Origin of the sequence: Klebsiella michiganensis, from assembly GCF_015139575.1 — a bacterium.
GTDB classification, from domain to species: Bacteria; Pseudomonadota; Gammaproteobacteria; order Enterobacterales; family Enterobacteriaceae; genus Klebsiella; species Klebsiella michiganensis.
The window spans coordinates 3,021,194-3,046,087 of the sequence record NZ_AP022547.1 but is presented as its reverse complement, the minus strand read 5'-3'; the positions used below and the strand labels follow the sequence as shown (position 1 = coordinate 3,046,087).

Genomic DNA, 24,894 nt, shown 5'->3' with positions numbered 1-24,894 from the left:
TATGGATCGGGTAATTGCCGCGCAGGTGTATATGCGCATTTGTGAACTGGGGAGCTTAAGCGCCGCCGCCCGCGCGCTGGGGATGTCGCGTCCGATGGTCAGCCGCTATCTGGAACAGATGGAGCAGTGGGCGGGAACCCGGCTGGTCCATCGCTCAACTCGCAAACTGACGCTCACGGCTGCGGGGGAAAAGGTGCTGCAAAAAACGCGCACCCTGACGCAGCTGTCGGATGAGATCGCCGGGCAAAGCGAGCGTGCGATCCCCAGCGGGACGCTGCGCGTCGCCTGCGCTCACTTTACGGCGATGCAGCTGATTTCGCCGCTGCTACCCGATTTTCTCGCCCGTTATCCGCAGCTGCGCCTTGAGCTGGATATCAATAATCACCCGGTCAGCCTGATCGGCGAACGGATCGACGTGGCGATTCGGATCACCGACAATCCGGAGCCCGGGGCTATCGCCCGCCGCCTTGGCGTGTGTCGTTCGGTGCTGTGCGCGTCGCCGCGCTGGCTTCAGCAGAACGGTCCGCTGCAAACGCCGGAAGATCTCGCTCGTCACAACTGCCTGCATTACAGCCATTTTGCCAGCCAGACCTGGCAGTTTAGCGACGCCAGCGGCGAAAGCGTGGCGGTGGCGGTTTCCGGCAACCTTAGCGCCGGGATCTCCTCGCTGCTGATGGAGGCGGCGGTCGCCGGCTGCGGCATCGCGATGCTGCCGGAGCTGGAGGCGCAGCGGGCGCTCAACAGCGGGGCGCTGAAACAGGTTTTACCGGCCTGGCGGCCAAAAGCGCTAAGCGTATATGGTATTTACCTTTCACGGGACTATCAGCCAAGCGCGCTGCCGCTGTTTCTCGGTGAGATTCAGCAGAAACTGGCGCAAACTCACGATATAAAAGGAACCCTTTAATGATAGTGCTTCGCCCAATGCGCGCTACGGAGTACCCCGCGTATCTCGACTACTTTATCCCCGACTACGCGGCGGAAATCTCCGCCAATTACGCGCTCTCGCCGGCGGCCGCGTTAGCCCAGGCGCAGCGCGAAATCGCCGCGGATCTGCCCGACGGCGTCAATACTCGCGGCCAGGTTTTATGCTGCTTATTCGATGACAGTGACGGCGCAGAAAAGCGGGTCGGCTATCTCTGGTACAAGCCTGACGAAGAAATGCGCTCCGCCTTTATCTGCGATTTTTATATTTATCCGGCGTTTCAGGGACAGGGCCTGGGTAAACAAGCGATGGCGGCTTTTGAGCATGCGCTGAAAAGCCAGGGGATCGGCCAAATTAAACTGCGCGTCGCCGGGGATAATCAGCGCGCGCGCCATCTCTACGACGCCGCGGGTTTCCGCGTTACCGGCGTTAATATGAGTAAAATTATCCCGACGGATTGATCTGAAAAACGCCGCGCGCCGCCCAAATGCCTTAGGGGGTTCTATACTTAACCCTTTCATATCAAAAAAGGAGCGATATTATGGCAATCCATAAGAAAGGTCAGGCGCATTGGGAAGGGGATCTGAAAAGCGGAAAAGGAACCGTCTCGACCGAGAGCGGCGCGCTGAACCAGCAGCCTTATGGTTTTAACACCCGTTTCGAAGGCGTCAAGGGCACCAACCCGGAAGAGCTTATCGGGGCCGCCCATGCCGCCTGTTTCTCCATGGCGCTTTCGCTGATGCTGAGCGAAGAGGGCTACACCGCCACCTCCATTGATACCGTGGCGGTGGTGACGCTGGATAAATCCGGCGGCGGCTTTGCCATCACCCAAATCGCGCTGCAGAGTAAAATTGTGCTGCCAGGCATCGAGGCCGATGCGTTTGACGGCATCATTCAAAAAGCCAAAGCCGGTTGCCCGGTGTCGCAGGTGCTGAACGCGGAGATAAGCCTCGACTACCAGCTCAATCCATAAGCTCACTGGCGCCCGCTATCGGCGGGCGCTCCTGCCCTAAAAGCCATCGTTGGCAAATGCCCCCGGCGTTAATAAATGCTATCTTTCTGGCTCACGGATCAGAGCAGGTGGGTAATGACCAGCATACGCGGAATGATTGAAGCTCAGGTTCTGGGCTTAACCGGCATGGCGCTAAAAGAGATCGATTTTGAACACCCCAAAGGCGAACCGGGGCTATTTGGTCCGCAGTCGGCCATCTGGCAGGTTCATGGCGATTTTACCTCCATGCTCTGCGGCGGCGTCAGCGCGCTGCTGTTACAGATGCTGCATCCTCTGGCACTGGCGGGCGTCTGGGATCACTCAAATTTCCGCGAAGATATCTTTGGCCGCCTGCGCCGTACCAGCCAGTTTATTTCCGCCACCACCTTTGGTACCACCGCCGACGCCGAACGGCTGATCGCAAAAGTGCAGGGGATCCACCTGCGGGTGAGCGGCAAGGATAAAGACGGCACGCCCTATCAGGCCAGCGACCCGGCGCTGCTCACCTGGGTTCATGTCGCCGAATGCAGCAGCTTTATGGCCTCGCACCTGCGCTACAAGCGGACCGTGGTCAGCGCCGCCCGCCAGGAGCAGTATTATCAGGAGGCCGCCGAAATTGCCCGCCGCCTTGGCGCTCGGGATATCCCGGTAACGCCGCGTCAGGTTGCCGACTACCTGCAGGATATGCGCCCAACGCTGCGCTGCGATGAGCGAACGCAGGAAGTTGCCGACGTCCTGCTATCGACCCGCCTGCCGGGGCGCCTGAGTCAGCCCGTCGGGCGAATGATGATGCGCGCCGGGATTGACCTGCTGCCGCCGTGGGCGCAGGCGATGCTCAATTTGCCGATGAGCGCGCTGCAGCGGCACAGCGCACGAATTGCGGTACACGGCGTCGCCCGCGTACTGCGCGCGTCGGTGCGTAACGGCGCGTATCATTGCGCAATGCGCCGGATGAATCAGTTTTAATTATTCAGGCTGCGTTTTTACGCCAAAAATATAGCCATGGCTATTATTGTCATGGCTATATTTTTTAAAAACAAACTATTCTCATTTATATATTTGACAGCAATAAAAATAAGTAAATATTCTCTTAACGGCGGCGGATTATTCAGGAAAAATTAAGCCAAATCGCGTACGTTATTTCTTTTTTTACGGGGGGGGCATCATGGCGAAAATGACTGACGATGGTCAGCGCGCCCAGGTTGCGCGTAAAACGACGCTGGTCAGCGTGGTGGTCAATCTTTTTTTATCCAGCGCCCAGGTTCTGGCGGGCGTTTTTTCCGGTTCGCAGGGATTAATTGCCGATGGTATTCATTCTCTTTCCGATTTAGTCGCTGATTTCGTCGTGCTGTTGGCCAATAAAAAAAGCGGCAAACCCTCGGATAGCGATCATCACTACGGACACCGGCGCTATGAAAACGGCGCTTCACTGGTGATTGGCGCGCTGCTGTTACTGGTTGGCGCGGGTATGCTGTGGTCCGCCTGCGGCAAACTGCTGCATCCGGCGTCTATCCCGAGCGTGCATATTACCGCTCTGTGGGTGGCGCTCGCCGCGCTGACCGCCAAAGAGATGTTATTCCGCTATATGCTCAGGGCGGCTAAACAAATTCAGTCGTCCATGCTGATTGCCAACGCCTGGCACGCCCGCTCGGATGCCGCGTCGTCGGTGGTGGTCGCGGTCGGCATCATCGGTAACCTGGCCGGCTTCGCCTGGTTCGATCCGGTGGCCGCGCTGGCCGTCGGCGCGCTGGTCACCCGCATGGGCTATACCTTTTCGTATGACGCCCTCCATGACTTGATGGATCGGTCAGTGGATAGCTACAGCGAGCAGCAGATAATCACCACTATTCTGGCAACGCCCGGCGTCGTGGCGCTGCATGACCTGAAAACCCGACGCGCCGGCGATGGGATCCTGGTCGATGTACATATCGAGGTGCCGGGAGATTTATCGGTGGCGGAAGGGCACGATATTGCGCTGTTGGCCCGCGCGCGGGTGCTAAACAGCCAAAACGTGCTGCATATGATGATTCATATTGACCCTTGCCGCGCGGATAGCGACGCGATTATCGCTTAGGTTATTCCCCTGAACGCTTGAGGGCTTTGTCAGCCTGCGGATAATATTGCCTGTGAAATAAAAAAGGACCATAATCCAGCGGCTATTCTTTCATCGCTGATAAATAGCCGGCTGACGCCGTGTCGTGTTTTTAAACAATATAAAAAGGCAATCGCATAATAGAAAGTATCTATTATTCGTTCGAAACTTCAGGAAGTAAAACAATGATTATCCGGCCAGAACAACACTGGTTCCTTCGCTTGTTTGACTGGCACGGCTCCGTGCTGTCAAAAATCGTCTTTCGCCTGCTGCTTAACCTGATGATGTCGATTATCGCGATCGTCAGCTATCAATGGTACGAACAGCTGGGTATCCATCTTACCGTCGCGCCGTTTAGCCTGCTGGGGATCGCCATTGCCATTTTTCTTGGCTTTCGCAATAGCGCCGGATACAACCGCTTTGTTGAAGCGCGCAATTTGTGGGGAACGGTGCTGATTGCCCAGAGAACGCTGGTGCGCCAGCTGAAGAATATCCTGCCGGCCGAAAGCGCAGCCCATCAACGCCTGGTGAGCTACCTGGTGGCGTTTAGCTGGAGCCTGAAGCATCAGCTGCGCAAGACGGATCCGAGCGCCGATTTAGCGCGTCTGCTGCCGGCGCAAAGCGTGGCGGAAATTCTCGCCAGTTCGATGCCAACCAACCGCATTCTGCTGCTGGCAGGCGATGAGCTTGGGCGCCTGCGCGCAGAAGGGAAGATCGGCGATGTCACCTTCAGCCTGATGGACAATAAGCTTGATGAGCTGGGGCACGCCCTGGGCGGCTGTGAGCGCCTCGCCAGCACCCCGGTGCCCTTTGCCTACACGCTCATTTTGCAGCGCACCGTGTATCTGTTCTGTACGCTGCTGCCGTTTGCGCTGGTCGGCGATCTTCACTATATGACGCCGTTCGTGTCGGTGTTTATCTCCTACACCTTTCTGTCGTGGGATTCGCTGGCGGAAGAGCTGGAGGACCCGTTCGGTACCGCAGCCAACGATTTGCCGCTGAACGCGATGTGTAACACCATTGAGCGCAACCTGCTGGATATGACCGGCCAACATCCCTTACCGGAGAAACTGGCGCCGGACCGCCACTACAATCTGACCTGATTTTTGTATGTTTATTATTCGTTAAATAAGTTAAATCTAACGCGTGATAGATAACATTGATTATACAGCCACCGCCCTGATTGTTATGCTTTCGTTAACAAAAACGCCCGTAATCCTGGCTGGTAACGGGTGATAAGAGATCGTGCGGCGTTTCACCTGCCATACGCCGCCGAAAGCGCATCAGGAGTGAACATGAGTAACAGAAGACGCGTCGTTCCCGGCGTCCATCCCTATGATGGTCCGGCGGGCGGCTGGGGTGCCTTAAAAGCCACCGCTATCGCCGTTCGTACGCAAATGGATGCGCTCGATGCCCCCGCCACGCTGCTGCGGACCAATCAGCCGGATGGCTTTGATTGTCCCGGCTGCGCCTGGCCCGACAAAGAGCATAAATCGACGTTTCAGTTCTGCGAAAACGGCGCCAAAGCGGTGACCTGGGAAGCCACCAGTAAACGGGTCACGGCTGAGTTTCTCGCGGCTAACACCGTGACGTCGCTGCTGGCGCGCAGCGATTTTGAGCTGGAAGGCTACGGGCGCTTAACCCAGCCCCTGGCCTACGATAAGGCCAGCGATACCCTGCGTCCGGTCTCATGGGAGGCGGCGTTTACCCGCATCGGCGCCATTCTTCGTACGCTGCAGCCCAATGAAGTCGAGTTTTATACCTCCGGGCGCGCCTCTAACGAAGTGGCCTTCCTGTTCCAGCTGTTTGCCCGCGAATATGGCACCAACAACTTTCCGGACTGCTCCAATATGTGCCACGAGTCGACCAGCGTCGGCCTGCCGCAGTCCATCGGCATCGGTAAAGGGACGGTCTCCCTCGATGACTTTGATAAGACCGAGCTGGTTATCTCTATCGGCCACAATCCCGGAACCAACCATCCGCGCATGATGGGCACGCTGCACGAACTGGCGCGCCGGGGGGTGCCGATTATCGTCTTCAACCCGCTAAAAGAGCGGGCGCTGGAGCGTTTCGCCGATCCGCAGAACGTCATTGAGATGGCGACCTACGGCTCAACCAACATCGCGTCGACCTATTTCCAGGTCAAAGCGGGCGGCGACGCGGCGGCGCTTAAGGGTATCGCGAAGGCGCTGCTCCGGCTGGAAGCAGAGCAGGGCGAGGTGCTGGATCGGGCGTTTATCGATGAGCATACGCTGGGCTTTACCGACTTTGCGCAGGATGTGGACGCGACGCCGTGGCCGGATATTGAACGCGAGTCCGGCCTGACGCGCGGCGATCTTGAACGGGTAGCGGCGGCTTACGCTAAATCTAACGCCACGATTATCACCTACGGTATGGGCATCACCCAGCACAATAAGGGCACCTCTAATGTACGCCTGATAGCCGACCTGCTGCTGATGCGCGGGAATATCGGCAAGCCGGGGGCCGGGATCTGCCCGCTGCGCGGACACTCCAACGTACAGGGCAACCGTACCGTCGGCATAACGGAAAAGCCGAGCCCCCCGTTTCTCGCCAACCTGCAGCGGGTGTTTGGTTTTACGCCGCCGCAGGAGCATGGTCACGATGCGGTAAAAGCGCTACAGGCGATGATCGACGGCGAATCGAAAGCGCTGCTCTGCCTTGGCGGGAACTTCGCGGTGGCTATGCCAGATAGCGAACGGGCTTTTCCGGCGATGCGGGGGCTGGATCTGAGCGTGCATATTGGCACCAAGCTGAATCGCTCGCATCTTCTGGTGGCCAATGAGACCTTTATCCTGCCGTGCCTTGGCCGAACCGAACTCGATATTCAGGAGACGGGACGCCAGTCAATCACCGTGGAAGATTCGATGTCGATGGTGCATGCGTCGTCGGGCAAGCTGAAACCCGGTTCGCCAGAGCTGCGATCGGAGCCGGCGATTGTCGCGGGGATGGCCATGGCGACGCTGCCGGAAAGCAACGTTGACTGGCTGTCGCTGGTCGCCGACTACGATCGCATTCGCGATCTGATCGAGCAGACCATTCCCGGCTTTGACCAGTACAACCAGCGTATTCGCCATCCCGGCGGTTTTCGCATGCCGCTGCCGCCGACGGAGCGTATCTGGCCGACGCCGACCGGCAAAGCGATGTTTTCCGTTTTTCACGGGGTGCACGAAAACCAGCAGGTAGCAGGGCATGACGTGATGCGCCTGGTGACGCTGCGCAGCCACGATCAGTACAACACCACCATTTACGCCATGGACGACCGCTACCGCGGCGTGTTTGGCCGTCGCGACGTGTTGTTTATGAACGAGCAGGATATGGCTGAGCAGGGATTCGAACACGGCGATCGGGTGGATATCAGCTCCGCGCTGCCGGGCCACCATCAGCGGTTGGAAGATATCACGCTGGTCGCCTACAGCATCGCGCCGGGCACCGTTGCCGCCTATTACCCCGAAGCCAACGTGCTGGTCCCTCTGGATTATCTCGATAAAGAGAGCGGCACGCCGTCGTATAAATCGGCGCCCGTCCGTTTAACGCTGCGCTCGAAAGAGATCCGCGCGCTGGCGGGGCTTCGCTAAAGCGCCGTTTGCCCGCGGCGATCGTCGCGTCGTGGGCAAAATCGCTACCTCTGCGCCAGAATCAGCTTAATCCCCAGCCCGACAAAACCGGCGGCAAAGCAGGCTCTCAGCCCCTGTAACACCCGCGGACGCGACAGCACGTATCCGCGCATCGCCGCCGAAAAGGCGCCATAGAGCATAAAAACCAGCAGCGTCATCAGCATAAAAACGGCGCTCAGGATCAGCATTTCCCCGATCGGCGAAGCCGAGCCGCGCTGGATAAACTGCGGCAGAAAGGCGAGAAAGAAGAGCGGCAGCTTGGGGTTAAGCAAATTAATCAGAATCGCGTGGCTGATGACCTGGCGCGGGTTGCGTTGCTCGACGCCCTCCACGTTCAGGCTGCCGCGCTGGGTCAGGGTGGCCCATGCGAGGTACAGCAGCCAGGCGACGCCGGCGTACTTCACCAGCTCGAAGGCGCCGGGGGTACTGTGGAGGATAGCCGCCAGCCCGGTTATCGCTGCCAGCATATGCGGAATAATGCCCAGCGTGCAGCCGAAGGCCGCGGCAAAACTCATGCCTCTGCCCGCCGCCAGGCCGGTGGCAATGGTGTAAAGCGTCCCGGTGCCGGGGGCGATGACCACAATCAGCGAAGTCAAAAGAAACTCAGGGGTGATGAACGCCATGATGCCATTCCTGTTGCAGAGAATCGAGGCCCTGAGTATTTCGCAAAGCCGCGCGCCGGTATTGAACAAAATTGCACAGCGTCGGCTAGCGGCTCGCCTGATAGCTGCCTGGGGTCATGGCGAACTGCCTTTGAAACGCGCGGGTCAGATGGCTTTGATCGGCAAAGCCGGCCATGAAGGCGGTATCGGCGGGGGAGTGACCTTCGGCGAGCAGGCGGCGCGCCAGGCGCAGGCGGGCCTGTACCAGATAAGCGTGCGGCGTGATGCCGGTTTCGCGAGCGAAGCCGCGGATCAGCTGAAAGCGGCTGAGACCGCAGAGGGTAGCAAGCTCCTCGAGAGAGATTTTCTCTTCGGGGGCATCATCGAGATATTGCCTGGCCAGCGCGATGGAGGGGGGACCGCTTTTATCAGGCCGCCGTGCGCAGAGATGGTATCGGCTCACCCGCATCAGGCAGAGCAGTAGCGCCTCTTCTACGGCGGTATTCTCGGGGGCGCTGGCGACAATCTCGCTAAACAGCCGCAGCATCAGTCCGCGCAGCTGCGGGTCCTCGACCACCGGGCGCAGGAGAATATCTTCGGCCTTTATCGCCCCCTGAAATTCAGCGGCAACCCGCTCGGGATCGAGATAGATCATCTGCCAGCTGCGCGGGCCATTCAGCGGGATACCGTCGTGCATCTCCCCCGGATTAACCATAATGATATTTCCGGCGGCGGCCTCAATTTTGCCCAGATGGCTCCACGAACGCTGCGCGCCCTGAGTGAAAATCCCGATGCCGAACTGGTCGTGGGAATGGCGCGGAAAACTCTGTTCCGTGACTAACGACATGGCTTCCAGTCCCGGCATGGCGAGCCGGTGCTGCTGAACGTGATGAAGGCGAGTTTTCAACGGTTTCTCCTGCCGGGGCATAGCATGAGTGTAGCCTCAGGCACGCGGGACGAGCAACGGTCGACCGGCGCTTGAATTTCATCAACGCAGAACATAACATTTAGCTAACATTTTGCCTGCTGCGCTGCCAGCAGATTGCGCAAACAGTGGATGATAATGGATATTAAACAGCTTAAGTACCTGATTGCGCTCGACAGAACACGACATTTCGGCCAGGCCGCGGCGGCCTGCCATATCACCCAGCCCACGCTATCGATGCGTATCCGCAATCTTGAAGAAGAACTTAATCTGACGCTGATTCAGCGCGGGCAGAGGTTTGAAGGGTTTACCCCAGAGGGCGAGCGTATTCTGGCCTGGGCGCGAGCGCTGCTGGCGGCGCACGACGGGCTGGAGGCGGAGGCGGCTATCTGTCGCGGGCAGATGGTCGGCCAGCTAAGAGTCGGGATGGTGCCTTTAGCCAGCCTGAATCCGATGCAGCTGATCAAGCCGCTGGCGGATAAATACCCGGAGCTGCAGTTCAGTCTGCTGTCCATGACCTCGGAACAGATTATCGACGGCGTTAGCCGCAACCAGCTGGATCTGGGGATCTGCTATCTGCACCACGTCGATAGCCAACTGTTCAACGTGGTCTGGCTGCCGAATACCCGCATGGGGCTGCTGCACGATAGGCGTCATTATCAGTTTGCCGACGCGACGCCTGAGTGGGATACCCTGGCCGCGCTGCCGCTGGGCTTTCTGACCAAGGGCATGTACTACCGTGAATCGATTGAGATGAGCTTTAAGGCCAAGGGGCTGACGCCAAAATACGTTTTTGAAAGCGACTCCACGTTTCAGATCATCCAGGCGGTGCAGGCCGGGATCTGCTGCGCGATTATGCCGCTAAACAACGGCCTCGAAGCGCTAAGCGATAATCTGGAAATCAGGCCGATCCCCGAGACGGAGGTCGACTCGATGCTGGCGCTGATCATGCGCAACAAAGAGCCGGTGTCGTCGCTGGCGGAAAAATGCTTCGCCGATGCGCAGGTGATTTTTAGCGAACGCCAGTCGGCTGACGGCGCTTAGCTGGCCATCTGCGACTGGATAAATTCAAGCCAGACGCGCGTTCTGGCGGGCATAAAGTGGCGCTCCCGATAGAGGGCGGAGAGCTGTAACGGCGCCGGCGGCAGCTCCAGCGCGACTTCCTGGAGTTCACCGCGATCGATAAACGGGCGGCAGGGTTTCTCCCCCAGAATAGCGAAGCCAACGCCGGCTAACCCGGCGGCGGCTACCGTCAAATATTCTCCAGGCTGATCCCGCGGGTTTTGGGACCAAAGATGCCCACCGACAGCATCACCATCAGCATACTGGCGACGATAAAGCTAATCACGCCTGGGGTACCGGCGTATTGCAAAATAATGCCGATCAAAATGCTGGTGATCGCCGTCGACAGCCGGCTAAAGGAGTAGCAGAAGCCGACCGCCCGCGCGCGAATGTGGGTCGGGAAAACTTCGGCCTGGTAGGCGTGATAGCTAATGGTCAGCCAGGCGTTTGACCAGGTGATCATAAACCCGCAAATCACCAGCAGCACCGGGCTGTTCTGCAGGGCAAACAGGGTGCCAAACACCACCGTCATCAGCGCGGAAAGCACAATTTGCCATTTGTTTTCAAAACGATGAACGAAGCGGGTGCAGAACAGACAGCCAATCGGATAGGCGAGGGTAATAAAGAACGCATACAGCAGGCTGTGGGTGATGCTCGCCCCCTGGCCGGAAAGCAGGGCCGGTAGCCAGTTGCCGAAGCCAAAGAAGCCGATGGCCTGGAAGAAGTTCATTACCATCAGCATGATCGTACGTTTGCGGTACTGCGGCGCCCAGATCGCTTTAAAGCTTCCCAGCCTGCGCGGGTTATCCTGCCTCTCAACCTGGTGGCGTGGCGAGGGAGAAACGCCGCAGCGCTGTTCCATTTCGCACATCACCTTATGGGCTTCCTCGTGGCGGCCTTTTTCATCCAGCCAGCGCGCCGACTCCGGCAGCTTCTTGCGGATAACCCAGATAATCAGCGAACAGAGCGCGCCGAAGATGATCACCCAGCGCCAGCCGGTCAGGCCGAAAAGGGTAATCGGCACCAGCAGCCACGACATCAGCGCCACGGCGGGAACCGATAAAAACTGAATAAAGAAGGCGAAAGCGAAGGCTTTATTGCGCAGATGCGTCGGCACCCATTCGCTTAAATAGGTGTCGATGGTCACCAGCTCAATGCCGAGACCGACGCCGACCAGAAAGCGGCAGAAGATAACCCCTTCAGCGCTGCTTTGCAGGGCCATCATCAGCGAAAATACGCCGTACCAGGCGAGGGCAAACATAAACGTCAGGCGGCGGCCCAGTTTATCCGCCAGCGGCGCAAGCAGGCTGGCGCCAATAAACAGCCCCATAAAGGTGGACGACGCGAAGGCGGCCTGGTCGGAGATACCGAAGATACCCTGCTCGCCGGTATGGAAAATATCCTCTGCCAGCAGCCCGGTGCTGATATAGCCGGTCTGAAAAAGATCGTACAGCTCGAAGAAGCCGCCCAGCGCCAGGAGGGTGATAAAAGACCACAGGCCAACGGAGGCGGGCAGCGCATCGATGCGAGCGGTCAGGCTGGAGTGGGGATGTCCTGGGGAGGCGAACGCGGCGTCGCCCAGAACCTGGGTGGTAGACATATTATTATTTTCCTCAGATAAAATGTTTGCCTGCTAATGTTATTTGATTGTTAATGGTTTTAAATTTTTAATCGCATCGGGGGAGAGAGATTTGCAGAATAAAATAATGCCAATGTGGTTTGGCTGGCGTTGTGTGCTGGTTTTCGCCTGTGGCCCGACCGCGGGGTGAAGGAATTCACCATCTGGCCGCTAAGTTTGACCTGAAATAAATTTAAGATAACGAGAGATTGTTGCGCTCAGGTTATTCACCTACATTCAAAGCGAGTACTCCCACTCAGGAAAAAATCATGTCCAGTAAGAAAGTCCTACAGGCAGCGCTGGCGGCGGCGCTTTCGCTGTCAATGATGGCCACGCCGGTTTTCGCCAACCCGGGTAATGGCAACGGCGGCGGTAATCATGGTAATAGCGGTAACCATGGCAATAACGGTAACAACGGCAATAGCGGTAAAAACAACGTTGATAAGGGCAACCAGGGTCATAAAGAAGGAAGCCCGGGGCAGAGAAAAAACTACGGCAAACCCGATCATGTCTCTGACGATATCAGCTTCTCCAGAGCGCGATCGCTGGCGGTAAACTACGGTTTAACCGGCTATCAGTCGCTGCCGCCGGGAATCGCCAAAAATCTGGCTCGCGGTAAACCCTTACCTCCGGGGATTGCAAAAAAAGCGGTTCCGGCATCGATGCTCAACGAACTGCCTTACTATCCTGGCTATGAATGGCGCGTGGTGGGCCAGGATTTAGTGCTGATCGCGCTGAGTACGGCGATCGTGACGTCGATAATTAATGGCGTCTTTGACTAGTGAATTAACCCCGGTTCGCGCCGGGGTTAATCCTGACGGGCAGGCTTAGCGCATTAAGGTCATTCTAAACAAATCGTCACTAAAGCGAGATTTTAACTTTACTCAAATAATTGAATGACTATAATGAGCACAAATTCACACAGGAGAAATATGTTGGACAGTCACCCTTACTTAAACATCAAGGCAAGCTGACGCTATTTTTTCTGCGCTGCTTGCCAACCGGCGGGCAGCAATCTCCTCATCCAGACGATTGCATCCCATAAAAAATAACGCAGCATGGCTGCGAGGATAATCGTCATGTTCATGTTTAAAAATACATTATTCCCTCCACCGTCAACGCGACGTTAATCGCCTCTCTGGCGACAATTTGTCGTGTGCTTAATAAAGCACGTAGTTAATTCTTCCAGCAAAAATGGAGGAAGCTATGTTGATGTTTCCTTATATCGCAAATTTACTCGCCGCGATGCTGTTGGGCGCGCTGATTGGCGCCGAAAGACAGTGGCGTCAGCGGATGGCTGGCCTGCGCACCAATGCGCTGGTCGCCACCGGCGCGGCGGTTTTTATTCTGAGCTCGATCTCCACATCGCCGGATAGTCCGGGACGTATTGCCGCGCAGGTGGTTTCCGGAATTGGTTTTCTCGGCGCCGGGGTCATCATGCGGGAAGGCATGAACGTGCGCGGCCTGAATACCGCGGCAACCCTGTGGTGCTCTGCGGCGATTGGCGTCCTGTGTGGCTTAGGCCAGTTCTGGCAAGCGGCGGCGGCAACGCTGATCATCCTGTGCGCCAATATTCTACTGCGCGAAGCGGCGCAGAGAATTAATCAGATCCCCGGCGCGACAGAAGAAGAAAAATGCTACGTCCTGAATATTATCTGTCATAGCGAACATGAAAACGCGATTCGTCAGCTATTGCTTAATATCAGTAAAGAGATGACGCTCAGCTTGCAGGGGCTGGTGTCGATAGCAGCAAAAGAACAAGGACATAAAGAAATCCGCATCGAACTGGTTGGTAATACCGACTCCCGCAAAGCGCGAGATCTTATTATGTCAAGAATTGGCGGTGACGAAAACATTACGTCAGTGCGCTGGTGCGTCGAGGGGAGTTAGCCTCCCTGATATTCTACTCTGGCAATGATTTGTCTAAGGAGGGAATGATGGATATTCCCAGGCAATTAAAGTAATAAGCGTTTAATAACGTAAAAATGAATTATGCATAAGTCAATTATGCAGGGATAACGACGTCTTAAATTTGAGGAATAATCATGACTGACATGAAAATAGAAAACCGGAAAATAAACCGGTCTGCGTCAGAAAATGATAAGCAGCATAAAAAAAGCTTCGCCATTGAAACCGAGGCATTTAACAGCCCGGATCATACGCTGGCGCGGCTCAACAGCAGCCGTCAGGGGCTCACCACCGAAGATGCCCTTGAACGGCTGAATGAATATGGCCGCAATGAAGTCGCGCACGAGCAGGCGCCGCCGGCGCTAATCCAGCTTTTGCAGGCATTCAATAACCCGTTTATCTATGTCCTGATGGCGCTGGCCGCCGTCAGCTTCGTGACCGATTACTGGCTACCGCTGCGTAACGGCGAAGAGACCGATCTGACCGGGATTATTATTATCGTCACGATGGTCAGCCTGAGCGGGTTATTGCGTTTCTGGCAGGAGTTTCGCACCAACAAAGCGGCGCAGGCGCTGAAATCCATGGTTCGCACCACGGCGACGGTGCTGCGTCGCGGTCCTGGTAACATGGGGCCGGCGCAGGAGGAGATTGCCATTGAGGAACTGGTGCCCGGTGACATCATCTTCCTGGCGGCGGGGGATCTGGTTCCGGCGGATGTCCGCCTGCTGGAGTCCCGGGACCTGTTCGTCAGCCAGTCGATACTTAGCGGCGAATCGCTACCGGTGGAAAAGTATGATGTTCTGGCCAGCGTGTCCGGCAAAGGGTGCGACAGGCTTCCCGAGCCGAACAAAGATAAAAGCCTGCTGGAGATGGGCAATATCTGTCTGATGGGCACCAACGTGACCAGCGGCAGGGCGCAGGCGGTGGTGGTGGCTACCGGAAACCGCACCTGGTTTGGTTCGCTGGCGAAGTCCATTGTCGGTACGCGCACCCAGACGGCGTTCGACCGTGGGGTAAACAGCGTCAGCTGGCTGCTGATCCGTTTTATGCTGGTGATGGTGCCGATTGTGCTGCTGATTAACGGCTTCAGCAAAGGAGACTGGGTTGAGGCATCGCTGTTTGCCCTGGCGGTCGCGGTGGGCCTGACGCCGGAAATGCTGCCGATGATCGTCAGCTCAAACCTGGCGAAAGGCGCTATCGCCATGTCGCGGCGCAAAGTGATCGTCAAGCGGCTGAACGCTATTCAGAACTTTGGCGCCATGGACGTGCTGTGCACCGATAAAACCGGCACGCTGACGCAGGACAATATCATTCTTGAGCATCATCTTGACGTCAGCGGCAGCGAGAGCGACCGGGTGCTGACGCTGGCGTGGCTCAACAGCAGCAGCCAGAGCGGGGCGCGCAACCTGATGGACCGGGCGGTGCTGCGCTTTGGCGAGGGGCGGATTGCGCCAGCGACCAAAGAGCGCTTCGTAAAGCTTGATGAACTGCCGTTTGATTTTGTCCGCCGTCGGGTCTCGGTGTCGGTGGAAGATGTCCGCCACGGCGATAAAAGCCTGATCTGCAAAGGCGCGGTCGAAGAGATGCTGATGGTGGCCACGCATCTGCGCGAAGGCGACCGCGTGGTTGCGCTGGATGAAACCCGCCGCGATCTGCTGTTAGCCAAAACGCAGGATTACAACGCCCAGGGTTTCCGCGTGCTGCTGGTCGCGACCCGCAAGCTGGATGACTCCGCCCTGACAACCCCGCTGTGCGCCGCGGATGAGCAGGGGCTGACGGTCGAAGGGATGCTGACCTTCCTCGATCCGCCGAAGGAGAGCGCGGGAAAAGCGATTACCGCGCTGCGCGATAACGGCGTGGCGGTCAAAGTGTTGACCGGCGATAACCCGGTGGTCACGGCGCGTATTTGCCTGGAAGTGGGGATTGATGCCCACGGTATCCTGACCGGCGCACAGATTGAAGCGATGACGGATAACGAACTGGAGCGCGAAGTGGAAACGCGTTCGGTATTCGCCAAACTGACGCCGCTGCAGAAGTCGCGCATCCTGAAAACGCTGCAGAAAAACGGCCACACCGTCGGCTTCCTCGGCGATGGCATCAACGATGCGCCGGCGCTGCGCGATGCGGACGTCGGAATTTCGGTCGACAGCGCGGCGGATATCGCCAAAGAGGCATCCGATATCATCCTGCTGGAAAAGGATTTGATGGTGCTGGAAGAAGGGGTGATCAAAGGGCGTGAGACCTTTGGCAATATCATTAAGTACCTGAATATGACCGCCAGCTCTAACTTCGGCAACGTCTTCTCGGTACTGGTGGCCAGCGCGTTTATTCCGTTTCTGCCGATGCTGGCGATTCATCTGCTGATCCAGAACCTGATGTACGATCTCTCTCAGCTCTCGCTGCCGTGGGACAAGATGGATAAGGAATTCCTGCGTAAGCCGCGCAAGTGGGATGCGAAAAATATCGGCCGCTTTATGCTGTGGATTGGCCCGACGTCGTCCATTTTTGATATCACCACCTTCGCGCTGATGTGGTACGTGTTTGCGGCGAATCACGTCGAAGCCCAGGCGCTGTTCCAGTCCGGGTGGTTTATTGAAGGGCTGCTGTCGCAAACGCTGGTGGTGCATATGCTGAGAACGCAGAAAATTCCGTTTATCCAGAGTCGGGCGACGTTGCCGGTGCTGCTCACCACCGCGGTCATTATGGCGATGGGCATCTACATTCCGTTCTCGCCGCTGGGGGCGATGGTCGGGCTGGAGCCGCTGCCGCTGAGCTACTTCCCGTGGCTGATCGCGACGCTGCTCAGCTACTGCCTGGTCGCGCAGGGCATGAAGCGTTTCTATATCAAACGCTTTGGTCAGTGGTTCTGATGATAAGGAGGCGCAGAGATGAATCGTTCTCCGGACACCCTCATCGCGCTGATATTTTTCCTGGTGGGTCTGCTGGTGCTGTTGCTGGCTATCTGGCAAATCCTGTTCTGAAAAAGGGGGCGCGATGCGCAGAGGATCGCTGGATAAAGTCTTTATTCAGGTGGCGATTATTGCGGCCATCATTATTCTGCTGACAATCTGGATTAGATAAGAGGAGCCCGGGCCATTGGCCCGGGTTTAGCATTTCTGCCGGGGAAAGGATTACAGATCGAAGCGGTCGAGGTTCATCACCTTGGTCCATGCGGCAACGAAGTCATTCACGAACTTCTGCCGCGCATCGCTGCAGGCATACACTTCAGCCAGGGCGCGCAGGACGGAGTTGGAGCCAAACACCAGGTCAACGCGGGTCGCGGTATATTTCTCTTCGCCGCTCTTACGGTCGCGGCCGATAAACAGCTCAGCGTGCTCGTCAGCGGCTTTCCAGACGGTGCCCATATCGAGCAGGTTAGCGAAGAAATCATTGCTCAACACCCCCACGCGGTCGGTAAACACGCCGTGTCGGCTGCCGTCGAAGTTCGCGCCCAGCACGCGCAGACCGCCCACCAGTACCGTCATTTCCGGCGCCGTCAGCGTTAACTGCTGCGCTTTATCAATCAGCAGCGTTTCGGTGGAGATGCCGCCGCCAACGCGACGATAGTTGCGGAAACCATCGGCCAGCGGCTGCAGCAGATCCATCGCTTCCACATCGGTCTGATCCTGACGCGCATCGACGCGGCCAGGGGCGAAGGGAACGCTAACCTGAACGCCCGCCGCCGCGGCAGCCTGCTCAATGCCCACCACGCCGGCCAGAACGATAATATCGGCCAGCGACGCTTTACCGGATGCCTGCTGAATCCCCTGCAGGGTCGGCAGCACGCGGGACGCGATGGCGTTTACCGGCCAGGATTTCTGCGGTTCCAGCGCCAGACGCGCGCCGTTGGCGCCGCCGCGTTTATCGCCGCCGCGGAAGGTGGAGGCCGATGCCCAGGCAACGGAAACCAGCTCGCTGACCGAAAGGCCGGCGTCGGCAATGGCGGTTTTCAGCGTCGCGATATCCTCTGCGGTTGGGGTGTGGACCGCCGCCGGTAGCGGATCTTGCCAGATCAGATCTTCTTTCGGCACTTCCGGGCCCATGTAGCGGGACTTCGGCCCCATATCGCGGTGGATAAGTTTAAACCACGCGCGGGCAAAGGCTTCGTTAAAGGCCTGCGGGTCGTTAAGGAAGCGGCGGGAAATCTTGTTGAACTCCGGGTCGAAGCGCAGCGTCAGGTCGGTGACCAGCATGGTCGGCTTGCGTTTTTTCTCCGGATTAAACGGGTCAGGAATGATCTCCGGCGCATCTTTCGCTTCGAACTGAATCGCGCCTGCCGGGCTGCGGGTTTGCACCCACTCATATTTGTACAGGTTTTCGAAGAAGTAGTTGCTCCACTGGGTCGGCGTTTGCGTCCAGACCACTTCCAGACCGGAGGTGATCGCGTCGGCGCCCGCGCCGCTGCCGTAGCTGTTCGCCCAGCCGAGTCCCTGCGCTTCAATCGGCGCCGCTTCCGGCTCTGCGCCAACGTGGCTGGTCACCGCGGAACCGTGGGTTTTGCCCAGCGTATGACCGCCGGCGATCAGCGCGACGATCTCTTCATCATTCATTGCCATATTGCCGAAGGTCGCGCGAATCGCGGAGGCGGCGGAGAGCGGGTCGCCGCTGGCGTTGGGGCCTTCAGGGTTGACGTAAATCAGCCCCATTTCGGTCGCGCCGATGGCCTGCTGATTCAGGCTTTCCGGATGACGATGGGCCAGCCATTCGGTTTCGTTACCCCAGTCGACGTCCAGATCCGGTTCCCAAACGTCTTCACGACCGGCACCGAAGCCAAACGTACGGAAACCGGCATTTTCCAGCGCCACGTTGCCTGCCAGCATATAGAGGTCGGCCCAGGAGATTTTTTGCCCGTATTTTTGTTTTACCGGCCACAGCAGGCGACGGGCTTTGTCGAGGCTGACGTTATCCGGCCAGGAGTTGAGCGGTGCGAAACGCTGCTGGCCGCGGCCCGCGCCGCCGCGCCCGTCAACGGTACGATAGGTACCGGCGCCGTGCCACGCCATACGAATAAACAGCCCGATATAGCTACCCCAGTCCGCTGGCCACCACTCCTGAGAATCGGTGAGCAGGGCGCGCAGATCGGCCTTCAGGGCCGAGTAGTCGAGCTTCTTAAACTCTTCGCGGTAGTTAAAGTGTTCGCCCAGCGGGTTTGAACGATTGGAGTGCTGATTCAGCAGATCCACCCGTAGTTGATTTGGCCACCAGTCGCGGTTGCCGGTGCCACCGCCCGCGCTCTGGGTGGGCGTCGCCGTCTCGGCGTGGAAAGGGCATTTCCCTGCCGACGGGGTATTCGAAGGATCGTTTGACGTGCTCATATCAGGCTCCGTTTGCTTTTGTGAATGCCATTACGATATACACTGCTACCAATAAGCGATATTTGAATGAGTCTACGGATTTAATAGTTATTTCCGTTCAATGCCTTTGTAAAAACCGAACATATATCATTGTTCAATGATTGATTGTTCAGTATTGACTCAACCACAATAGTCGTAACATACGCGTAAAGGAATCGTTAAGACATCATCCCCGCCAGCGAAGACCGATTGTTTGAGTTACGACAATTTTAGTGCGTAAAACGGCTTAGCGCTGCCAGTATAAAGGCGTACCAAAAACGTCGATAAAATAGTCTATTACCGCACGTACGTTTAACGAAGGATGACGGGCGTGAGGGTAGATCGCCGACACCGGCGAGGGGCTGCTGCCGATCGCCGCGCTGTAGTGAGGCATCAGCTGAATCAGCCTTCCAGCCCCCATGGCTTCATTGACCATCCAATCGGGAAAGAGCACCACCCCCATGCCTCCCAGCGCAGCGGTCAGCAGCGCATCGGCGTTATTTGATGCCAGCCGCGGCGTTTGCGGATAGTGAACCCATTCTCCCTCCGCGAGGCGGAACAGCCAGCGGTTAGGTCCATTTGAACCGCTGTAGACCAGCGTGCTGTGATGGCGAAGATCTTCCGGTTTCTCCGGCGTGCCGCAGCGCTGCAGATAGTCCGGAGCCGCAACCAGATAGTGATGCTGCATACCCAGTACTCTGGCATGAACGCTGGAGTCCGGCAGGCTGCCGATGCGGAAAATCAGGTCGGTCGCTTCGCGGTGCGGATCGATAAAATCATCGGTCAGCGCCAGCGCAATTTGCATCTGTGGATAGCGCTGCGTCAGCCCCGGCAGCCACGGCGCGATATGGCGCTGGCCAAAATAGACCGGGGCGTTGATCCGCACCAGTCCACCCGGCTCAAGACGACGGTCCTGCAGGTCGCGCCTGGCAACGCTGAACCGTTCGCCGAGCCCTCTGGCATGTTCGGCAAACAGGCGTCCCGCTTCGGTGGGAACCACCGCCCGGGTATTACGATAAAAGAGCTGCTGGCCGAGCGCATCCTCAAGCTGGTGAATGACGCGCGACACCATCGAGGGCGAAACGCCTTCCCGCCTCGCCACCACGGAGAAACTCTGGCTGTCATAGACGGCGATAAACAGCTGTAGCGCCCGAAAATTTACATTACCCGCATCGCTCATTAATGCAATATCCGCAAAAGTGTTTCCCTGATTGTATCGTTTTTCACATTACTTCGCTGCTTTATGCTCTGCCACCCAATCAATAATCGGATATCAACGATGCAGTTATTACTTATTTTTCTTGTGATTGCCGGCGGCATGGGGTTATCCGTGGAAGCCGGACTACTCGGGCCGCTTGCCGGTCAGGTAGGGGACCTGTGGGCCACCTTCAGCATTTTTAGCGTCGGGAGCGCGCTAACCTTTCTGCTGATGCTGCTGTTTGGCCCCAGGCAGGGTCCCTCGTTCTTCTCCTTACCGGGCTGGCAGCTTACCGGGGGCGTACTGGGGCCCATTTACGTCGTCATCTTAACCATTGCCGTACCGGTTATCGGTATCGCCATGACGATGATCGGCATTCTGGCCGGTCAGGTATGCAAAAGCCTGCTGATTGACCACTACGGTCTGTTTGGTTCGGCAAAACGTAAAATCGATGGACGGCGGGTTATCGCGCTGCTGTTTATCATCGTCGCCCTGATTCTGATCGCCACAAGCTGAGGAGTTAACATGAGTAGCATAATGATTTTGCTGGCGCTGGTCGGCGGCGCGATGCTGAGTATGCAGGCGGCGATTAATGGCCGTTTGGGCAGCCAGGTGGGCGTATTTCGCAGCGCGTTTCTCACGTTTGCGGTGGGCGCCTTGATCACGGCGCTGCTGATTTTTTATTTTGCCCCCCATCAGTCGACAACGCTGCTGGATGTGCCGAAATGGCAGCTGCTGGGCGCATTTTGCGGGGTTCCCTATATCGTAATTATGGTGGTGGCGGTGCAGCGTATCGGTACCGCGACGGCCACGGTGGCGGTGATTTTTGGCCAACTGGCCATGAGTCTGCTGATCGATAATTTTGGCTGGCTGGGTAACGACGCCATTGCCTTTTCAGCGGGGCGGCTGGGGGCCATCGTCTGTCTGGGGCTGGCGCTGTTCTTTATTTACCGCTCCAGCGCGGCGGCAAAAGCTGAAGATAAGGAGAGTTAGCCCACCTGTTCAGGTGAGTTGTCGCGCATCGCCAACCGCGGTCATACTGTTCGTCACCCTGTGACTGGCGCTTTAGACAGGAACTGTCGGGGAGCATGGGGATCGCCGCCGCGCGCCTGGGCATCACATCACTTTACCGGAGATACGCTATGCCTGAGATACCGTCGCTGCTGACCTTCGCGCTTGTTGCCCTTGGCCTGGTATTGACCCCGGGGCCGAATATGATCTATCTGATTTCGCGCTCGATTTGCCAGGGAAGAAGGGCCGGACTGGTCTCCCTCGGCGGGGTGGCGCTGGGGTTTGTGTTTTATATGCTGTGCGCCGCGTTCGGTATTACCGCACTGATCTTCGCCGTGCCCTACGCTTACGACGCGTTGCGCATCAGCGGCGTGGTCTATCTGCTTTATCTGGCCTGGCAGGCGGTGAAGCCCGGCGGGCGCTCGGTCTTTGCGGTGCGCGACCTGCCTGCCGATAGCGGCCGTAAGCTGTTTATGATGGGCTTTATTACTAACCTGGCGAACCCTAAAATCGCCATCATGTATCTCTCACTGCTGCCGCAGTTTATCTCTCCCGGACACGGCAGCATCCTTGCGCAGTCGCTGGTGCTGGGAGGGACGCAGGCGCTCATTAGCGTAGCGGTTAATGCGCTGATTGTGGTGATGGCCGGGCAGGTGTCGCTGTTTCTCGCGGGGCGCCCGTTATGGCAGCAGTTTCAGCGCTGGCTGATGGCGACGGTGCTGGCGGGGATGGCGGTGAAAATTGCCTTCGAGGCGCGGAAGTAATCGCTGCGCCCGGCGGTGCTACGCTGCCGGGCGCAGGGGAATGGCTTTAGGCCCCTGGCCCTATCAGCTGTGAGCGGATCGTCGCCTCCGGCATCATCTCCAGCAGGCCGTTGCTCAGCATCTCTCCCGCCTCCTGCAGCGCGCTAAGTGGCATTTCCGGCAGGCTTTCAAGAATAAACCACATCCGCGGACTCTCCACGCTCAGACGAGTACGTACTCCCTGTCGCCAGTTCCAGCGTCGGCAGGTCACGCCGCGATCGTCGCCCCAGACCACTTCTCCCGCATCGGGATATTCGTGAACGATCTGCCCCTCTTTGACGGTATCGAACGGTTCGCTGCCGTCCGCGAGCTTGAGGTGCGGGGCGCCAACGTAAGCCGCCAGGTTTTCGCCGCCGACCGGCACGGCGTAGCGCAGGCTCACCGCATTATAGAGATCGACGATGGGATCGATCGCAGCCATCTCGCCATCGCGCAGCACCCGCCTGCGCAAGGCTTCCGCCGAGCAGGGCGTCCGCTTGGGTTTTGCGCCAAAGGCGCGGAATACCTCGTTCCAGGCCTGCAGGTGCGCCTCCGCCCACTGCGGCTCGCCGGCGATAACCGCCTGGCAGGCGGAGCGGAGCACATCGGACCCGACCAGGGGGGCGCGTACGGCGGCGGAAACGACATCAATGCTCAGGGCGCGAAAGCCGGGGGCCAGCGCGGAGACCTGCGGGCTGATTGACGGTAATACGCTATTCATTGGATAATCCTGTAACGACCATTTTAAAGCATAATATCGACCGATGACCAATAAAGTCAATATAACGACCGACGCGGGCGCCGATGCCGCCATGATTAATGAAGCCGTTGCGGCGCGCATTAAGCGCTACCGGGCGGAAAAGAAGATCTCCCTGGATGAGCTGTCGCGACGCGCGGGCGTCAGCAAAGGTATGCTGGTAGACATTGAAGCCTGCAGGGCCAATCCCAGCATTGCGCTGTTGTGCCGTCTGGCCTCGGCGCTGGGCGTTTCCGTGGCCGATTTTGTCAATGTCGCCACCGCGCCGCCGGTAAAGGTGATTGCAGAAGGCGAGATTCCCACGCTGTGGCAGGGCGAGCAGGGCGGCAAGGCGCGGCTCCTTGCCGGTACCAGCGGTCCGGATATGGTTGAGCTCTGGCAGTGGAGCCTCAATCCGGGAGAAATGTTCACATCGCCGGGGCACGGGGAGGGGACGACTGAGCTGCTTTTCGTGACCGAGGGCGTCTTAACCCTGACGGTTAACGACGGGGTCTATCTGATTCGAGAGGGGGATTCCGCCGTCGCGCGTACCGACGCCCCGCATAGCTACGCTAACGCCGGGGATAAGATCGCGCGATTCACCATGACGGTGAGCGAAAAAGCGCGCTAGCAAGCGTTTCCCGGCGAGCGGCTATCGTCCCGACCGCTCGCCGCCTTCACGCCATACGCACCAAATCCATGCAATGCCCCATCATCACTCCCCATTTTTGGGAGCCGCGGCGGCGCCTGCCGCCGTAGGGCTGATTTTACGCGCGCTGCGCGCCTGGCATAGACCTTGCACACTCCTGTTCAGAAGGCAGCGCAACAGACAATTGAGATAACACAATAGCTGGCTAGGGTTCCGGTTCACTCAGGTGAACGTCTGGTCCGAGAGCTGGCGACCTCTGCGAGGTTACACGGCGGGACAAAAGCCCGGGAGACAGCAGCACCGTTGGGTGTCGCGCTGCCCCCGTTTCTCGTGCTAACCAGAGGTCCACCATGAAGACACCGCCGATCCTCCGCTCTCTTATCCTGTCGCTGGCGCTGCTGGCCAGCGTCCCCTCGTTTGCCGCCGTCAAAAAAGAGTTCAACATCTGCTGGACTATCTATGCCGGATGGATGCCCTGGGGCACCATCAGCAACGAAAAGATCATCGATAAATGGGCCAGCAAATACGGCATCAAAATCAATATCGTTCAGCTGAACGACTACATCGAATCCATTAACCAGTACACCGCGGGCCAGTTTGACGGCTGCACCATGACCAACATGGATGCCCTGACCATTCCGGCGGCGGGGGGCGTGGATACCACGGCGCTCATTACCGGCAGCTACTCCGACGGCAACGACGGCGTGGTGCTGAAGGGGGCGGATAAAAAGCTCAGCGATCTGAAAGGCATGGCGGTGTATCTCCCGGAGCTTTCGGTATCGCACTACCTGCTGGTTCGCGGTCTGGAAAAAGCCGGGCTGCAGGAAAAAGACGTCAAAGTGGTCAATACCTCGGATGCGGATATCGTCTCGGCTTTTGGCACCAGCGGCGTACGCGCGGCGGTGGCCTGGAATCCGCAGCTTTCGGTTATCAAAAAGACGCCGCAAACCACGGAGGTCTTTAGCTCTTCGCAGGTTCCCGGCGAGCTGATCGACATGATGGTGGTGAATACTCAGACCCTGAAAGATAACCCGGCGCTGGGTAAAGCCCTGACCGGCGCCTGGTTCGAGATGATGGCCAAAATGCAGGCCGGAGACACGCAAGCGCTAAGCGCAATGGCCGCCGATTCCGGCACCGACCTCGCGGGCTACCGGGCGCAGCTCAAAACAACCCATCTCTTCTGGACGCCTGCCGATACCCTGACGTTTATCTCCTCGCCGGCGCTGGCAAAAACCATGCAGCGGGTGGCGCAGTTCTCTTTTGATAAAGGGCTGCTGGGAGAGGGAGCGCAGAGCGCTGACTTTATCGGCATGACCTTCCCCGGCGGCGTCACCGTCGGCGATACCGCCAACAGCAAACTGCGCTTTGACGACAGCTATCTGAAGCTGGCGGCGGCGGGGCAGCTGTAATGATTGACCTTGGGAGTCCAC

At 57.9% G+C, this 24,894-nt stretch carries 24 protein-coding genes, 1 pseudogene and 2 riboswitches; of the genes and pseudogenes, 18 read left to right on the top strand and 7 right to left on the bottom strand.

What is annotated here, in order from left to right; genetic code table 11:
• Position 1 precedes the first annotated feature (1 nt).
• The 7 genes from JLG71_RS14345 (at position 2) to JLG71_RS14315 (ending at position 7,601) form a co-directional block, all read left to right on the top strand.
• Entirely contained in the window at positions 2-904 is a 903-nt protein-coding gene (locus tag JLG71_RS14345) for a LysR family transcriptional regulator (RefSeq protein WP_200913534.1), read from the top strand.
• Positions 904-1,383, top strand: a complete 480-nt coding sequence (locus JLG71_RS14340) for a GNAT family N-acetyltransferase (protein ID WP_200913533.1) — start codon at positions 904-906, stop codon at positions 1,381-1,383. The genes JLG71_RS14345 and JLG71_RS14340 overlap by 1 nt, the downstream gene beginning before the upstream one ends.
• Positions 1,384-1,463: 80 nt before the next feature.
• Positions 1,464-1,895, top strand: coding sequence for an OsmC family protein (locus JLG71_RS14335; protein ID WP_004138064.1), 432 nt, complete (start codon positions 1,464-1,466; stop codon positions 1,893-1,895).
• A 114-nt stretch (positions 1,896-2,009) separates the two neighbouring features.
• Positions 2,010-2,879: an oxygenase MpaB family protein gene (locus tag JLG71_RS14330; protein WP_025108268.1), complete on the top strand. Its 870-nt coding sequence runs from the start codon at positions 2,010-2,012 to the stop codon at positions 2,877-2,879.
• A 199-nt stretch (positions 2,880-3,078) separates the two neighbouring features.
• The gene (locus tag JLG71_RS14325) at positions 3,079-3,987 is read left to right on the top strand and encodes a cation diffusion facilitator family transporter (protein ID WP_200913532.1); all 909 of its coding nucleotides are present in this window, start codon (positions 3,079-3,081) and stop codon (positions 3,985-3,987) included.
• Between the two features lie 203 nt (positions 3,988-4,190).
• Positions 4,191-5,108: a bestrophin family protein gene (locus JLG71_RS14320; protein WP_032749153.1), complete on the top strand. Its 918-nt coding sequence runs from the start codon at positions 4,191-4,193 to the stop codon at positions 5,106-5,108.
• A 192-nt stretch (positions 5,109-5,300) separates the two neighbouring features.
• Positions 5,301-7,601: an FdhF/YdeP family oxidoreductase gene (locus JLG71_RS14315; RefSeq protein WP_200913531.1), complete on the top strand. Its 2,301-nt coding sequence runs from the start codon at positions 5,301-5,303 to the stop codon at positions 7,599-7,601.
• Between the two features lie 44 nt (positions 7,602-7,645).
• On the opposite strand, the gene JLG71_RS14310 is transcribed toward JLG71_RS14315, so the two are convergent.
• Positions 7,646-8,263: a LysE family translocator gene (locus JLG71_RS14310; RefSeq protein WP_014229303.1), complete on the bottom strand. Its 618-nt coding sequence runs from the start codon at positions 8,261-8,263 to the stop codon at positions 7,646-7,648.
• Between the two features lie 85 nt (positions 8,264-8,348).
• Positions 8,349-9,149 (bottom strand): AraC family transcriptional regulator, encoded by an 801-nt coding sequence (locus tag JLG71_RS14305; RefSeq protein ID WP_116280081.1) that lies wholly within the window; start codon positions 9,147-9,149, stop codon positions 8,349-8,351.
• Between the two features lie 156 nt (positions 9,150-9,305).
• Here JLG71_RS14305 and JLG71_RS14300 point away from each other — a divergent pair, with 156 nt between their 5' ends.
• A complete protein-coding gene (locus JLG71_RS14300) occupies positions 9,306-10,211 on the top strand; it encodes a LysR family transcriptional regulator (RefSeq protein ID WP_200913530.1) in 906 nt (301 codons plus the stop codon).
• Here JLG71_RS14300 and JLG71_RS14295 read toward each other — a convergent pair.
• Both JLG71_RS14295 and JLG71_RS14290 read right to left on the bottom strand, forming a co-directional pair.
• Positions 10,208-10,408, bottom strand: a pseudogene (locus JLG71_RS14295) (LysR substrate-binding domain-containing protein); the annotation flags it as partial. The gene JLG71_RS14300 and the pseudogene JLG71_RS14295 overlap by 4 nt on opposite strands.
• Before the next feature lie 11 nt (positions 10,409-10,419).
• Positions 10,420-11,829 carry an MFS transporter gene (locus JLG71_RS14290; protein WP_025108275.1) on the bottom strand — a complete coding sequence of 470 codons (1,410 nt, stop codon included), beginning with the start codon at positions 11,827-11,829 and terminating at the stop codon, positions 10,420-10,422.
• Between the two features lie 287 nt (positions 11,830-12,116).
• Here JLG71_RS14290 and JLG71_RS14285 point away from each other — a divergent pair, with 287 nt between their 5' ends.
• The 5 genes from JLG71_RS14285 to mgtU all read left to right on the top strand — a co-directional run bounded on the left by JLG71_RS14285 (position 12,117) and on the right by mgtU (position 16,836).
• Positions 12,117-12,629: an anti-virulence regulator CigR family protein gene (locus JLG71_RS14285; protein ID WP_046878360.1), complete on the top strand. Its 513-nt coding sequence runs from the start codon at positions 12,117-12,119 to the stop codon at positions 12,627-12,629.
• Between the two features lie 412 nt (positions 12,630-13,041).
• Complete coding sequence (locus JLG71_RS14280) at positions 13,042-13,737, top strand: MgtC family protein (RefSeq protein ID WP_025108277.1); 696 nt, start codon at positions 13,042-13,044, stop codon at positions 13,735-13,737.
• Positions 13,738-13,892: 155 nt separating this feature from the next.
• Positions 13,893-16,625, top strand: coding sequence for a magnesium-translocating P-type ATPase (gene mgtA / locus JLG71_RS14275; RefSeq protein WP_025108278.1), 2,733 nt, complete (start codon positions 13,893-13,895; stop codon positions 16,623-16,625).
• 18 nt (positions 16,626-16,643) lie between these two features.
• Positions 16,644-16,736 carry a protein MgtR gene (mgtR, locus tag JLG71_RS14270; protein ID WP_014229313.1) on the top strand — a complete coding sequence of 31 codons (93 nt, stop codon included), beginning with the start codon at positions 16,644-16,646 and terminating at the stop codon, positions 16,734-16,736.
• A gap of 13 nt (positions 16,737-16,749) precedes the next feature.
• Complete coding sequence (mgtU, locus tag JLG71_RS28520) at positions 16,750-16,836, top strand: magnesium transporter protection protein MgtU (protein WP_251009858.1); 87 nt, start codon at positions 16,750-16,752, stop codon at positions 16,834-16,836.
• A 50-nt stretch (positions 16,837-16,886) separates the two neighbouring features.
• Here the strand turns inward: mgtU and katG are convergent, their stop codons facing one another.
• Positions 16,887-19,070: a catalase/peroxidase HPI gene (katG, locus tag JLG71_RS14265; RefSeq protein ID WP_200913529.1), complete on the bottom strand. Its 2,184-nt coding sequence runs from the start codon at positions 19,068-19,070 to the stop codon at positions 16,887-16,889.
• Positions 19,071-19,335: 265 nt separating this feature from the next.
• Positions 19,336-20,268, bottom strand: a complete 933-nt coding sequence (locus JLG71_RS14260) for a LysR family transcriptional regulator (protein ID WP_109240339.1) — start codon at positions 20,266-20,268, stop codon at positions 19,336-19,338.
• Between the two features lie 99 nt (positions 20,269-20,367).
• Here JLG71_RS14260 and JLG71_RS14255 point away from each other — a divergent pair, with 99 nt between their 5' ends.
• The 3 genes from JLG71_RS14255 (at position 20,368) to JLG71_RS14245 (ending at position 22,061) form a co-directional block, all read left to right on the top strand.
• Positions 20,368-20,802 (top strand): DMT family transporter, encoded by a 435-nt coding sequence (locus JLG71_RS14255; RefSeq protein WP_004850792.1) that lies wholly within the window; start codon positions 20,368-20,370, stop codon positions 20,800-20,802.
• 9 nt (positions 20,803-20,811) lie between these two features.
• Positions 20,812-21,279 carry a DMT family transporter gene (locus JLG71_RS14250; RefSeq protein ID WP_025108281.1) on the top strand — a complete coding sequence of 156 codons (468 nt, stop codon included), beginning with the start codon at positions 20,812-20,814 and terminating at the stop codon, positions 21,277-21,279.
• Positions 21,280-21,329: 50 nt separating this feature from the next.
• Positions 21,330-21,408: riboswitch (ZMP/ZTP riboswitch) on the top strand.
• 20 nt (positions 21,409-21,428) lie between these two features.
• The gene (locus JLG71_RS14245; RefSeq protein WP_014229317.1) at positions 21,429-22,061 is read left to right on the top strand and encodes a LysE family translocator; all 633 of its coding nucleotides are present in this window, start codon (positions 21,429-21,431) and stop codon (positions 22,059-22,061) included.
• Between the two features lie 46 nt (positions 22,062-22,107).
• On the opposite strand, the gene JLG71_RS14240 is transcribed toward JLG71_RS14245, so the two are convergent.
• Entirely contained in the window at positions 22,108-22,800 is a 693-nt protein-coding gene (locus tag JLG71_RS14240; protein ID WP_200913528.1) for a B3/B4 domain-containing protein, read from the bottom strand.
• A gap of 43 nt (positions 22,801-22,843) precedes the next feature.
• Between JLG71_RS14240 and JLG71_RS14235 the strand changes: the two genes are divergently transcribed.
• On the top strand, positions 22,844-23,446 hold the full coding sequence (locus JLG71_RS14235) for a helix-turn-helix domain-containing protein (RefSeq protein WP_200913527.1): 603 nt from the start codon (positions 22,844-22,846) through the stop codon (positions 23,444-23,446).
• Positions 23,447-23,658: 212 nt separating this feature from the next.
• Positions 23,659-23,757: riboswitch (guanidine-I (ykkC/yxkD leader) on the top strand.
• A gap of 57 nt (positions 23,758-23,814) precedes the next feature.
• Positions 23,815-24,873 carry a putative urea ABC transporter substrate-binding protein gene (locus tag JLG71_RS14230; RefSeq protein ID WP_014838452.1) on the top strand — a complete coding sequence of 353 codons (1,059 nt, stop codon included), beginning with the start codon at positions 23,815-23,817 and terminating at the stop codon, positions 24,871-24,873.
• Positions 24,874-24,894: the final 21 nt, after the last annotated feature.